Origin of the sequence: Comamonas endophytica, assembly GCF_023634805.2 — a bacterium.
Taxonomy (GTDB): Bacteria; Pseudomonadota; Gammaproteobacteria; order Burkholderiales; family Burkholderiaceae_C; genus Comamonas; species Comamonas endophytica.
This window is the reverse complement of the sequence record NZ_CP106881.1, coordinates 1,405,216-1,418,649: the sequence shown is the minus strand read 5'-3', so window position 1 is coordinate 1,418,649 and position 13,434 is coordinate 1,405,216. Positions and strand designations below refer to the sequence as shown.

The window sequence follows — 13,434 nt, the reverse complement described above, 5'->3', positions numbered from 1 at the left end:
TGCAGGTCGGCCTTTTTTACTTGCAGCTGCAGCAGGAACCGCTTCACTGCACCGTGGTCACCAACTTGCCGTTGGCATCCTTGACGAGATTCACGGCCATCACCTCGATAGGGCTGCTGTTGCCCATGGGCCCACGTTCCGGGCCAACGTCCACCACCCGGGTCACGGGTTGGCCGCCCTGTGCAAGCGTGACCTGCATGGTGGCCTTTCTGCCGGTGGCATTGCGGTAGTTATTGATGCCGAAGCGGTATATGCCCTCCTTCAGTTGGGCTGGGTTGCACGAGGCGTAGTAATGCTCGGGACCGTTGGCGACAGTGTTGTCGACGTCCAATGCGCCGACCTCTCCGGTCCTGTTCGCGTAGTTGACATATGTCCCTTCAGGTTCGGTGGTGTGCAGATCGACATCGCCAACGCCATCCCAGGTCAGCATGGTGGTGAAGAAACCGCGGTTGCCCGAGGCCGGCGGCGTCACCAGCGAGGCCAGGCCCTGATCGGCCATCTGCCGCACATGCATGCGGCCCGGGCGACTGTCATCCAGATAGGTTCCATCCAAGGTATGGCCGCTCTTGTCAATGCCCGAGGACGGCAGCGCCAGATTGATTCCCGGCACGGCGCTCCAGCCAAAGGCGCGCAAGCCATTGATCACCAGGTCGATATCGGCCAGCAGGTGCGGGCCGCGCACGGTCATCGATGCCGGTGCGATATGCACGGTCGCGACGCTGTCGGTCGTCAATTTGGTCTTGGCGTAATCGTAGGCTGGGTTCATGAACAGATTGCCCTGCGAATGCGCGACCAGCAATATCTTCTGGCCTTCGGTGGTCAGCTTGTCGACGAGCAGGCGGTGCTCGGCATAGTCCATCTCCGTGGGCGGATTGCTCAGCATCCTGGCGAAGCCTGCAACCAGCTTGGTGGAAATGGCGGTGTAGATGGTTTCCGCCATTGCAATGGGCACCTTCAGCACATCGACCAGCCGTGCCCACAAGGGCCGGCGCGGATCGCTTGCTGCGTCCCACAGGTATTCAAAGCGCCGCGCCAGTTCGCCGCTGGAGTCGATCTCGTCGGCGCGCTGAATGAACACCTCGGCGATATCCTGGGCCATGGTGGCGCCATTTTCTTCGCCGGTGGTGTTGTAGAAGTTTTCGTATTCGATAGGTTCGCCGTCGTATTCGCTCCCCAGCATTTCCTCCAGAAAATTTCGCCTATTGATTGCCTGGCGCGTTGTGTTCCAGACACCGTTGAAGAAGCCCACGGTATAGCCACGGGCTTCACAGAGGCTGCTTTCGGCCGCCTGGACAGGCAATGTCACGGCCAGAAGCAGAGCAGCCGACAGGTAAGTGACGCACATCGGTGCGCAGATGCGTTTAATCACAGTTCAACCCCTTTGGTGCACTGATCACCGCGCCATTCATCGCGGAGTTGTATTTCATGTAGGCGTCGTAGCGGCGCCGGGTATTCACGGTCAGCTTTTCGATCTCGTCTCCCAAGGGGGAGGCGACTGCACCCGTGCGATAGGTCTTCCAGATACAGCCTGTCGAAATGTTGATGCTGTTGGTCACATCGCGCAGCGCGTTCTTGTCCTTGGTGTCGACGGTCATAGCCTGGGTCAACGCGCGGCTGAGGGCCTTGAGGCTGTTTTTCTGCGCCTGACTATCAGGTTTGCTGTCGATATGACGCTCGATGTCATCGCGCACCCCATTGGCGTTGACATCCGGGCCAGCAATGCTGTCGCTGCGGTCAAGCACCGGCAATTGCCCCGAAGCCTCGAGCTTGGCAAAAGCCTCTCTGAATGAGTACGGCGTCGGCATACCCCCGGCAGTGCCGCCTCCAGGGCCGTCGCTGCTGTTGCCGCCACAGCCCACGACCATGGCCGTCAACAGCAGGATCGGCACTCCATGTTTCCAAAGTTGTGTCATGTCCATCTCCTTGCGTGAAAAAGTGCCAGGCAATACATATGTACATATGCAAGGGTGGGGAAGTTGCATGCGCAAAAATGGATGCGTCCTCGCCCCGTAGCTGGGAGCTCTGCGCCTGCCAGTTGTCTGGATCTCCGAGGCGCGCGGAGTGTGCGCTTGTTATTCAGTTGCTAGACGCAACCGTTGATGCGCCCCTTCATGCGCTGGAAGAGGCGATGACTTTGCAGGACAACTTGCTGGAGTTCTCCTCGCCGGTCAGGTCTGGGCCGCACTGCTGTGCGCCGATGTCATCGTGAAACTGGCATTCAATATTCCCAAGTCTCTGCCGCGCTTGGCTTACTGCGCAGTGGCAACGAACTTGCCATTGGCGTCCTTGGTGACATTCACGGCCATCACCTCGATAGGGCTGCTGTTGCCCATAGGCCCACGTTCCGGGCCAACGTCCACCACCCGGGTTACGGGTTGGCCGCCCTGTGCAAGCGTGACCTGCATGGTGGCCTTTCTGCCGGTGGCATTGCGGTAGTTATTGATGCCGAAGCGGTATGTGCCCTCCTTCAGTTGGTCCAGGTTGCACGAGGCGTAGTAATGCTCGGGACCGTTGGCGACAGTGTTGTCGACGTCCAGCGCGCCGACCTGTCCGGTCCTGTTCGCGTAGTTGACATATGTCCCTTCAGGTTCGGTGGTGTGCAGATCGACATCGCCAACGCCATCCCAGGTCAGCATGGTGGTGAAGAAACCGCGGTTGCCCGAGGCCGGCGGCGTCACCAGCGAGGCTAGGCCCTGATCGGCCATCTGCCGCACATGCATGCGGCCCGGGCGACTGTCATCCAGATAGGTTCCATCCAAGGTATGGCCGCTCTTGTCAATGCCCGAGGACGGCAGCGCCAGATTGATTCCCGGCACGGCGCTCCAGCCAAAGGCGCGCAAGCCATTGATCACCAGGTCGATATCGGCCAGCAGGTGCGGGCCGCGCACGGTCATCGATGCCGGTGCGATATGCACGGTCGCGACGCTGTCGGTCGTCAATTTGGTCTTGGCGTAATCGTAGGCTGGGTTCATGAACAGATTGCCCTGCGAATGCGCGACCAGCAATATCTTCTGGCCTTCGGTGGTCAGCTTGTCGACGAGCAGGCGGTGCTCGGCATAGTCCATCTCCGTGGGCGGATTGCTCAGCATCCTGGCGAAGCCTGCAACCAGCTTGGTGGAAATGGCGGTGTAGATGGTTTCCGCCATTGCAATGGGCACCTTCAGCACATCGACCAGCCGTGCCCACAAGGGCCTGCGCGGGTCGCTGGCTGCGTCCCAAAGATATTCAAAGCGCCGCGCCAGTTCTCCGCTGGAGTCGATCTCATCGGCACGTTGAATGAATGTCTCGGCAATGTCCTGAGCCATGGTGGCGCCATTTTCTTCGCCGGTGGTGTTGTAGAAGTTTTCGTATTCAACGGACTCGCCGGTGTACTCGATGCCTAGCAAATTCTTCAAAAACACGCGTGCATCGTATGCCATGTACGGGGTGTTCCAGACACCGTTGAAGAAGCCTACCGTGTAGCCGCGGGTATTGCAGAGATTGCTTTCGGCAGCATAGACTGGCAGCGCCCCGGTCAGCAGCAAGACAGCAGTCAGACAAGTGGCGCGCAGCTGCGCGCAAGTGGGGTTAGTCACATTTCACCCCCTTTACGTCGCTCATTACCGTGCCATTCATGGCAGAGTTGAATTTCATATACGCGTCATAGCGTCCCCGGGTGTTTACGGTCAGCTTCTCTATTTCGCGCCCCGCGGGTGATGCCTTTTCCGAAGGGTAGGTCTGATGAATACAGATCACGGAAAGGTTGATGCTATTGGCCACGTCACGGAGCGCGTTGCGATCCTTAGTGTCGACGGTCATCGCTCTGTTGAATGCGCGGTGAAGAGACTTGAGGCTGTTTTTCTGCGGCTGAGTATCCGGTTTGCTATCGATGTATCGATCCATGTCATCGCGCACGCCATTGGCGTTGGCGTCGATGCCGGTAATGCTGTCGCTGCGGTCAAGAACCGGCAATTGCCCCGAAGCCTCGAGCTTTTCAAAAGCCTCCTTGAAAGAGAACGATGTCGGGATGCCCCCGGCAGTGCCGCCTCCAGGTCCGTCGCTGCTGCTACCGCCACAGCCTGCAACCATGGCTGTCAGCAACAGGGCCGGCACTCCAATTTTCCAAAGTTGTGTCATGTTCATCTCCCTGCGTGAAGAAGTGCCAACGCAATGCATCTGTGCATATGCAAGGGTGGGGCAGTGGCAAGGCGCAAAGATGGATGCAACTTCGCCCCGTAGTGGGAGCAGGGCGCCTGCCAGGTTCCTGGCTCTCCGAGGCGCGCGGAGCATGCGCTTGTTGTTCCGGCTGCAGGAAGCAACCGCTGATGCGCCCCTTCATGCGCTGGAAGGGGCGATGACTTTGCAGGACAACTCGATGGAGCTCTCCCCGCCGGTCAGGCCTGGGCCGCATTGCTGTGCCCTGATGGCATTGTGAAACTGATATTCAAAGTCTCCAAATCCATATGGCAGAGATGGAAGTAGCTTCAGTGGCGCATGCTGGAAACTGAAGATGCGGCAATGCCGCGCGCAATAAAAAAGGCCCCGACATGCGGGGCCTTGTATGACATGAGAGGCGAGCGGTCTACTGGAATCCCAGCGAATGCGGCAGCCAGGTCGACAGCTCGGGAATGAAGGTCAGCAGGATCAGGACCACCAGATGCGCAATCAGGAACAGCGGCATCTCGCGCGTCAGGTCGGTGATCGACACGCGGGTTGCCACCGCGGTCACGAACAGCAGGCCGCCGACCGGCGGCGTGATCATGCCCAGCGTCAGGTTGACGATCACCACCATCGCGAAGTGGGTCGGATCGATGCCCAGGCTGAAGGCGATGGGTGCCAGGATCGGCACCAGGATCATGACGCCGGGCAGCGGTTCCATGAAGATGCCGAACACCAGCAGCAGGATGTTGACCGCGATCAGGAACATGGTGGGCGACAGCTCCCAGCTCACGATCAGCTCCGACAGATACTGCGGAATGCCTTCCACCGTGAGCACCCAGGCAAAGGCCGCCGAGGTCGCCATGACCAGCAGCACCGAGGCGGTGAGCATGGCCGAGCGCGCGGTGATGCCGGGAATAGCCTTCCACTCGAGCGTGCGGTAGATCCACTTGCCGCAGACCAGCGCATAGAACACCGCGACCACCGAGGCCTCGGTCGGGGTGAAGATGCCGAAGCGGATGCCGACGACGATCAGCACGATCAGCATCAGCGCCGGAATGGCCTTGAAGCTCGTGACCCACATCTCGCGCGCCGTCGGGCGGGGTGCGCTCGTGAGGTAGTTGCGCTTCCTGCAGACCCACCAGTTGACGCCGGCCATGGCCAGCGCGATCAGGATGCCGGGAATGAAGCCGGCCATGAACAGGCCGCCGACCGAGACGTTCTCGTCCTGCATCGCATAGATGATCATGCTCACCGAGGGCGGAATGATCGGCCCGACGATGGCGGTGCTGGCGGTGAGCGCCGCGGCATAGGGGCGCGCGTAGCCGGCCTTGTCCATCATCTTGACCATCATCGAGCCCGGACCCGCGGCGTCGGCCAGCGCCGAGCCGGAGATGCCCGAGAACAGCGTCAGCGACAGCACGTTGGCATAGCCCAGGCCGCCGCGCAGGTGGCCGACGAACTGCGCCGCGAAGCGCAGCAGCACATGGGTGAGCGCGCCGCCCGACATCAGCTCGGCCGACAGGATGAAGAAGGGCACCGCCATCAGCGGGAAGCTGTCGATGCCGGTGAACATTTCCTTGAACACCACCAGCTGCGGGTAGCGGCCGCCGACGAGCACGGCGAGCGCCGCCGAGATGGCGAGCGCGAAGGCCACCGGAAAGCCCAGCACGAGCAGGACGACGATGGCGATGAAGAGGGTGATACCCATGGTGGACCTTTGGCTCAGATGGACGCTGCGGCGTCCGCATTCATCTCTTCGGACTGGGCGTAGCTGCCAGCCGTGATGTAGTTGCGCGCCACGAACATGAGGTGCACCAGCATCAGCACGAAGCCCACGGGCATCGCCAGATAGATATAGGAGATCGGGATGTCGGTGGCGGCCGTGGTCTGGAAGCGCGTGGCCCAGGCGTAGAGCACCGAGAAATAGGTCATGAAGACGCAGAAGCCGGCAATGCCCAGCACGACGACGGCGCGCAGGAAGCGCGCGGTGCGCGTGCTCACGGCGCGGTGCAGGTTGTCGATCGCGACATGGCCGCCGAAGCGCAGCACCAGGCCGGCGCCCAGGAAGGTGACCCAGATCATCATGTGGCGCGCGACTTCCTCGGCCCAGACGATGGAGTCGCCGGTGGTGTAGCGCAGCACCACGTTGGCAAAGACGATGCAGGCCATGGCCAGCAGCAGCACGATGAGCAGCCAGCGGTTGCAGGCGACCAGAGCGCGTTCGATTCGTTCAAGCATAGGCATGTCGGCTGCGGCAGGGCGCCGGGGAGGGCGCGGGCACAGTCGCTTTCTGAAAAGGAGTCACGGCGCGCGCCGGGGCCGGCCCGGCGCATGCGGTGCGCGGCCTAAAGGCCGCGCGGCAAATCACTTGGTAGCGGAAATGGTGTCGAGCGTCTTCTGGCCGAACTTGGTGGCGTATTGCTTGTACGCGGGCTCGAGCGCCTTGCGGAAGGCAGCCTGATCGACCTTCTCGACCACTTGCATGCCATGCGACTTGGCTTCCTCGACGCCCTTCTTCTCGACCGCGTCGACAAACGCGCGCGAGGCCAGCGCGCCGCTCTTGGCACCTTCGGTGAAGGCGGCCTTCTGCGTGGCGTTCAGGCTGGACCAGAAGCCAGGCGAGACGATCAGCGCCACCGGGGCGTAGACATGCGCACTCAGCGTCAGGTGCTTTTGCACCTGCCACAGCTTGGCTGAGGACAGCACGGAAATCGGATTTTCCTGGCCGTCGATGGTGCCCTGCTGCAGCGCGCCGATCACTTCGGGCCAGGACATGGGCGTGGGCGAGGCGCCCAGCGTGCGGAAGGCGGTGATGTGCACCGGGTTTTCCGTCACGCGGATCTTCAGGCCCTTGAGGTCGGCCACGTTCTGCACCGCGTGCTTGTTGTTGGTGAGGTGGCGAAAGCCCTGCTCGCCCCAGGCCAGCGCGATCAGGCCGCGCTTGTGGAACTTGCCCAGCAGCTCCTGGCCGAAGGCGCCGTCCAGCACCGCGCGCGCATGGGCGGTGTCGCGGAACAGGAAGGGGATGTCGACCACGCCGACGTCGGGCACGAAGTTGCTCAGCGCACCCGTGGAGACGATCACCGCCTCGACGGTGCCCAGCTGCAGGCCCTCGATCAGCTCGCGCTCGCCGCCCAGCGCGGAGGCGGGGAACTGCTTGAACTTGAAGGCGCCGCTGGTGCTCTTTTCCACGGAGTCGGCCCAGGCCTGGGCAGCCGCGCCGTAATGCGAGTTGATTGCCAGCGCGTAGCCGATCTTCACTTCCTTGGACTGGGACAGGGCAGGCATTGCGGCGGCAGCGGCAGCAGCGGCAACGCAGGTGGCAACGAAGGAGCGGCGAATCAGGCGCATGGCAATTGTCTCTTTTGGGTGAGGTATGAGAGGGGAAAACGCTGGCGCATTTTAGGTGCTGTTGCCCTGGAGGAAGAGCCCATTGCATGGGCGTTGTCGGACATTGCCGACATTCGCCCTGGCGGCGCGCGCGATTGGCGATGTGCGTCATCGCCGAATGCGCGCGCGGCCGCCTTCAGACCACCGTTTCGCCCAGGATCGCGCGCGACAGCTCGACAAAGCCGTCGCCGCGCTCGCTGGGCGTGACATAGCGCGGCAGGTGCGTGAGCTGCGGCACGAAGCGCGCGATATTGGCCACGCCGAAGCTGTGGCCGAAGCGCTCGAACATCAGCTGGTCGTTGGTCGAGTCGCCGATGTAGACCCAGCGGTCGAGCTCGGCCGCCAGGTCGCGGTCGAACAGCGTGCGCACGATCCATTGCGCGCCCTGCCACTTGTTGTGCGCGCCGAACCAGCCGTTGATGTGGATCGAGCTCACGGTGGCATTCATGCCGGCCGCACGCATGATCGCCACGCACTGGTCGATCTGTGCCTGGGGCATCTGCGTGAACTCGCTGTGGTCCACGGCAATGTCGCATTCGCGGCCGGCCGAGTCGGTGGCGCGCCGCGCGCCGGGCACGCTGGCCTCGATCTGCTCGAGCACCTGCTGCATGCGCGCATAGTTGGCGGCGCGCGTGGCCGCATCCTGCTGGTAGAGCTTGTCGAGGCCGCCGGCCGCATTGCGGCGCAGCGCCACGGCGCCGTTCTCGGCGACGATCGCGTCGACGGGCCAAACGCTCGCAAAGGGCTCGCTCCAGCCCACGGGCCGGCCGGTGATCGGCACGACCTTGAGGCCGGCGTCGCGCAGCGCGGCAATGGAGGCGACCACATGCTCGGGCACGTGGCCGTCGGTGGTCAGGGTGTCGTCGATGTCGGTGAGCACACCGAGCAGCTGGCCCGCGGCAGGACGGGGCCACTGCCCGAGGGGCAGCAAGTTTTCCAGGGACATTGTCAATTTGGTTCGATGGTGGGGACACCGTTCGGGCTGGGCCTGTCGAAGCCCTTCGACAGGTTCAGGGCTCAGGACTCCGGCCCGAACGCAAGCCGGTCAGCTATTGCTCAGCGACAGCCCCGCGTGCTCGCGCAGCGGGTGGAAGTGGATCTTCGGGAAGCGCTCCTGCGCCAGGCGCACGTCATAGGGCGAAGTGCACAGGAAGGCCAGGGTGCCCGCCGCGTCGTGCGCCATGCGCAGCACATAGGCATTCTCGAACTCGCGCAGCTCGGCCGGGCTGTCGGCCGTGATCCAGCGCGCGCCCGTGTACTGGCAGCCTTCAAGGCGGATGTCGGCGTCGTACTCGGCCTTCAGGCGGTGCTGCACGACCTCGAACTGCAGCTGGCCGATGGCGCCCAGCAGCATGTTGCCGCCGGCATCGGGCTTGAACACCTGGATCGCGCCTTCCTCGCCGAGCTGGGCCAGGCCCTGCTGCAGCTGCTTGGTGCGCAGCGGGTTCTTCAGCACCACGGTCATGAACATTTCCGGGGCAAAGAAGGGCAGGCCGGTGAACTGCAGCGCCGCGCCATCGGTGATGGTGTCGCCCAGCTGCACGCCGCCGTGGATGGTGAAGCCGATGATGTCGCCGGCGTAGGCCTCCTCGACGGCTTCTCGGCGCTGGCTCATGAAGGTCACGACCGAGGTCGGGCGCATGTCCTTGCCGGTGCGCTGCACGCGCAGCTTCATGCCCGGGGTGTAGCGGCCCGAGGCCACGCGCACGAAGGCAATGCGGTCGCGGTGGTTGGCGTCCATGTTCGCCTGGACCTTGAAGACCACGCCGGAGAAACCTTTGTCCTCGGGCTCGATGGTCTTCACCACCGGCTGCTTGTTCACCACCAGCGTGCTGGTGCGCGGGCCCGGCGGCGGCGACATGTCGACCAGCGCGTCGAGCACTTCCATCACGCCGAAGTTGTTCACGCCCGAGCCGAAGAACACCGGCGTGAGCTTGCCCGCCAGGAAGGCCTCGTGGTCCCATTCGGGCGAGGCGCCCACCGCCAGCTCCATGCTTTCCATAGCGGTGTCGAAGGTGTCGCCGAAACGCGCGCGCAGCTTGTCGGCGTCGGACAACGGGATGGTCTCGAAGTCCTGCGGGCGGCGCTCGCTGCCCGACTCGAACACCGTCATGGTGCGGGTGCGCAGGTTGATGATGCCGCCGAAGCTCTTGCCCTGGCCCACGGGCCAGGTCATCGGGCAGCAGGGCATGCCCAGCTCGCGCTCGACCTCGTCCATGATGTCGAGCGGATCGCGCACCTCGCGGTCCATCTTGTTGACGAAGGTGATGATCGGCGTGTCGCGCTGGCGGCAGACCTCGATCAGGCGGCGCGTCTGGGCCTCGACGCCGTTCGCCGCGTCGATCACCATCAGCGCCGAGTCCACGGCGGTGAGCACGCGGTAGGTGTCCTCGGAGAAGTCCTTGTGGCCCGGCGTGTCGAGCAGGTTGACCACATGGTCGCGGTAGGACATCTGCATGACCGACGAGGCCACCGAGATGCCGCGCTGCTTCTCGATTTCCATCCAGTCCGAGGTCGCGTGGCGGCTGGCCTTGCGGCCCTTGACGGCGCCGGCGATCTGGATCGCGCCCGAGAACAGCAGCAGCTTTTCGGTCAGCGTGGTCTTGCCCGCGTCCGGGTGGGAAATGATGGCGAACGTGCGGCGCCGCCGGGTTTCTGAAGCGTAGGACACTGTTTGTACGGGTGCGTGGCCGCTTGCGGTGAGGCGCGCGGCAGGAAGGCGGACGGGCGCGCGCGTGCCGGGCGCTGTGCAGCGCCGGCCGACGGGCCCGGGAAACCGGTGATTTTAGCGGCGCGGCGCTGCAATGGGTGCGGCAGGAATAATCAACCTGCGCCCGCGCTCTTGTGTTGCACCGCACAATCGGGGCTTCGTCCTCTCACCGCTTTGGCCATGTCTTCCCCTTCCAGCGGCGCCGTGCCGCAGCCTTCCTGGGTCGTGCGCGGATCGCCGGCCTACCGCCGCATCAGCCTGGCCCTGTTCCTCGCGGGATTCGCGACCTTCTCGCTGCTGTACTGCGTGCAGCCGCTGCTGCCGGCATTCGTCGCGCATTTCGGCGTGACGCCCGCGGCCAGCGCGCTGTCGCTGTCGCTGACCACGGGCTGCCTGGCGGTGGCGATCGTGCTGGCCGGTGCGCTGTCCGAAGGGCTGGGGCGGCGCGGCCTGATGTTCGTGTCGATGCTGCTGGCCGCGCTGTGCAATCTCGCGGCCAGCCTGGCGCCGGGTTGGGAGGCGCTGCTGGCGGCGCGCGCGCTCGAGGGCCTGCTGCTGGGCGGGGTGCCGGCCGTGGCCATGGCCTATCTGTCCGAGGAGATCGAACCGGCGGGGCTGGGCTTTGCCATGGGCCTGTATGTCGGCGGCTCGGCGCTCGGCGGCATGCTCGGACGCGTGGCGATGGGGGCGATGACCGAATACATCGACTGGCACTGGGCGCTGGCCGCGCTGAGCCTGGTCAACCTGCTGGCCGCCATCGGCTTTTACCTGCTGCTGCCGCCCTCGCGCAACTTCCAGCGCAAGACCGGCCTGGGCGCGGCCTACCACCTGCGCGCCTGGGGCGCGCACCTCGCGCAGCCGGGACTGCTGTGCCTGTTCCTGATCGCCTTCGGGCTGATGGGCGTGTTCGTCAGCATCTACAACTACCTGGGTTTCCTGCTGGCGGGCGAGCCCTACGCGCTGAGCCCGCTGCAGGTCAGCCATGTGTTCTATGCCTATCTGTTCGGCGTGGTGGCATCGCCGGTCGCAGGCGCGCTGGCCGACCGCTTCGGGCGCGCGCCGGTGCTGCTGGGCGGCGTGGCGTTCATGGCGCTGGGCCTGCTGCTGACGCTGGGCGCCGCGCTGGCCTCCATCGTCGCGGGCATCATGCTGATGACCATGGGCTTCTTCACGGCGCACTCGGTGGCCAGTGGCTGGGTGGGGCGGCTCGCGACCCAGTCCAAGGGGCATGCGTCGTCGCTGTACCTGCTGGGCTATTACCTGGGATCCAGCCTGCTGGGGGCGGGTGGGGGGTGGTTCATGCAGCACACGGGCTGGGCGGGACTGGTGGCGAGCATGCTGGTGTTGTTGGCGGGGGTGTTTCTATTGGGGGTGCGGGTGCGGGGGCTGGCGCGGCAGGGGAGGCCCGCTGTGTGACTGGATGGAGGACGTTCACCCTTCGACCAGCTCAGGGCGAACGGATGAAGGAGCAAGCGCTGAGGCTTTTAAGTACAATAGCCGTTTTCCGAGGAGCGTTGCAGCGCACCCCGCACCTTCCACAGGTGCCAGGCAGTGCGTGAGGCTCGGAACCCGCTGAGGCCTTCGGCCCGGCGTTCGCAACGACGCTCACCCACGTTGTCTGTGCGGTGAGTGCCTTCCCCCAGAGCGTGGTTTTGCCATCCGTAACGGAGAAAACCATGAACGCAGCTGTTCCCCTGACCCCCGCCGATTCGGTCATTGCCGACATTTCCCTCGCGCCCTGGGGCCGCAAGGAAATCAAGATCGCCGAGACCGAGATGCCCGGCCTGATGGCCATCCGCGAGGAATTCGCCGCGGCCCAGCCGCTCAAGGGCGCGCGCATCACCGGCTCGCTGCACATGACCATCCAGACGGCCGTGCTGATCGAGACGCTGCAGGCGCTGGGCGCGCAGGTGCGCTGGGCCTCGTGCAACATCTTCTCGACCCAGGACCATGCCGCCGCGGCCATTGCCGCCACCGGCACCCCGGTGTTCGCCATCAAGGGCGAGACCCTGGCCGACTACTGGGACTACACCCACCGCATCTTCGAATTCGGCCCCAAGGGCAGCGAAGGCGAAGGCCCGAACATGATCCTCGACGATGGCGGCGATGCCACCATGCTGATGCACCTGGGCCAGAAGGCCGAGAAGGATCTGTCGGTGCTGGCCAACCCCGGCAGCGAGGAGGAAACCATCCTGTTTGCCGCGATCAAGGCCAAGCTGGCCGAAGACGGCAGCTGGTACACGCGCAAGTCGGCGCAGATCATCGGCGTGACCGAGGAAACCACCACCGGCGTGCACCGCCTCAACGAGATGTCGGCCAAGGGCACGCTGCTGTTCCGCGCCATCAACGTCAACGACTCGGTCACCAAGAGCAAGTTCGACAACCTCTACGGCTGCCGCGAATCGCTGGTCGACGGCATCAAGCGCGCCACCGACGTGATGATCGCCGGCAAGGTCGCCGTGGTCGCTGGCTACGGCGACGTGGGCAAGGGCTGCGCCCAGGCGCTGCGCGCGCTCAGCGCCCAGGTCTGGGTCACGGAAATCGACCCGATCAACGCGCTGCAGGCGGCGATGGAAGGCTACAAGGTCGTGACCATGGAATGGGCGGCGGACAAGGCCGACATCTTCGTGACCACCACCGGCAACCGCGACATCATCCGCCATGAGCACATGCTCGCCATGAAGGACGAGTCCATCGTCTGCAACATCGGCCATTTCGACAACGAGATCGACGTGGCTTCGATCGAGCAGTACGAGTGGGAGGAGATCAAGCCCCAGGTGGACCACATCACCTTCCCCGACGGCAAGAAGATCATCCTGCTGGCCAAGGGCCGCCTGGTGAACCTGGGCTGCGCCACGGGCCACCCGAGCTTCGTGATGAGCGCCTCGTTCGCCAACCAGACGATCGCCCAGATCGAGCTGTTCACCAAGCAGGACGCCTACGAAGTCGGCAAGGTCTACGTGCTGCCCAAGCACCTCGACGAGAAGGTCGCACGCCTGCACCTGAAGAAGGTCGGCGCGATGCTGACCGAGCTGACGGATACCCAGGCGGCCTATATCGGCGTGTCGAAGCAGGGTCCCTACAAGCCCGACACCTACCGCTATTGATGGCGGTCGGGCCATGCCGCGTGACGGCATGGCTTCCAGATATTTCCGCCCCCGAGGCAATGCCAGACAGCCGAACCGTTCGTGGTG

11 protein-coding genes and 1 riboswitch are annotated in these 13,434 nt (G+C 64.2%); of the genes, 2 read left to right on the top strand and 9 right to left on the bottom strand.

Translation table 11 applies throughout. From position 1 onward, the window contains the following. Positions 1-43: 43 nt before the first annotated feature. The 9 genes from M9799_RS06350 to M9799_RS06310 all read right to left on the bottom strand — a co-directional run bounded on the left by M9799_RS06350 (position 44) and on the right by M9799_RS06310 (position 10,201). Entirely contained in the window at positions 44-1,369 is a 1,326-nt protein-coding gene (locus M9799_RS06350) for a hypothetical protein (RefSeq protein ID WP_231043283.1), read from the bottom strand. Then, positions 1,362-1,913, bottom strand: coding sequence for a hypothetical protein (locus tag M9799_RS06345; protein ID WP_231043284.1), 552 nt, complete (start codon positions 1,911-1,913; stop codon positions 1,362-1,364). Before M9799_RS06345 ends, M9799_RS06350 begins: the two co-directional genes overlap by 8 nt. Positions 1,914-2,249: 336 nt before the next feature. After that, on the bottom strand, positions 2,250-3,524 hold the full coding sequence (locus M9799_RS06340) for a hypothetical protein (RefSeq protein WP_231043285.1): 1,275 nt from the start codon (positions 3,522-3,524) through the stop codon (positions 2,250-2,252). A 43-nt stretch (positions 3,525-3,567) separates the two neighbouring features. Then, positions 3,568-4,116 (bottom strand): hypothetical protein, encoded by a 549-nt coding sequence (locus M9799_RS06335; RefSeq protein WP_231043286.1) that lies wholly within the window; start codon positions 4,114-4,116, stop codon positions 3,568-3,570. Between the two features lie 445 nt (positions 4,117-4,561). Further along, positions 4,562-5,848: a TRAP transporter large permease gene (locus M9799_RS06330; RefSeq protein WP_231043287.1), complete on the bottom strand. Its 1,287-nt coding sequence runs from the start codon at positions 5,846-5,848 to the stop codon at positions 4,562-4,564. Positions 5,849-5,862: 14 nt separating this feature from the next. Further along, a complete protein-coding gene (locus M9799_RS06325; protein WP_231043288.1) occupies positions 5,863-6,378 on the bottom strand; it encodes a TRAP transporter small permease in 516 nt (171 codons plus the stop codon). A gap of 126 nt (positions 6,379-6,504) precedes the next feature. Continuing rightward, entirely contained in the window at positions 6,505-7,491 is a 987-nt protein-coding gene (locus tag M9799_RS06320) for a TRAP transporter substrate-binding protein (protein ID WP_231043289.1), read from the bottom strand. A 175-nt stretch (positions 7,492-7,666) separates the two neighbouring features. After that, positions 7,667-8,476, bottom strand: a complete 810-nt coding sequence (locus tag M9799_RS06315; RefSeq protein WP_231043290.1) for an HAD-IIB family hydrolase — start codon at positions 8,474-8,476, stop codon at positions 7,667-7,669. A 99-nt stretch (positions 8,477-8,575) separates the two neighbouring features. After that, positions 8,576-10,201 (bottom strand): peptide chain release factor 3, encoded by a 1,626-nt coding sequence (locus M9799_RS06310; protein WP_231043291.1) that lies wholly within the window; start codon positions 10,199-10,201, stop codon positions 8,576-8,578. 219 nt (positions 10,202-10,420) lie between these two features. Between M9799_RS06310 and M9799_RS06305 the strand changes: the two genes are divergently transcribed. Beyond that, positions 10,421-11,656, top strand: a complete 1,236-nt coding sequence (locus tag M9799_RS06305; RefSeq protein WP_231043292.1) for an MFS transporter — start codon at positions 10,421-10,423, stop codon at positions 11,654-11,656. Between the two features lie 84 nt (positions 11,657-11,740). Further along, positions 11,741-11,854, top strand: a riboswitch (S-adenosyl-L-homocysteine riboswitch). 62 nt (positions 11,855-11,916) lie between these two features. Beyond that, positions 11,917-13,347 (top strand): adenosylhomocysteinase, encoded by a 1,431-nt coding sequence (gene ahcY, locus M9799_RS06300; RefSeq protein ID WP_231043293.1) that lies wholly within the window; start codon positions 11,917-11,919, stop codon positions 13,345-13,347. Positions 13,348-13,434: the final 87 nt, after the last annotated feature.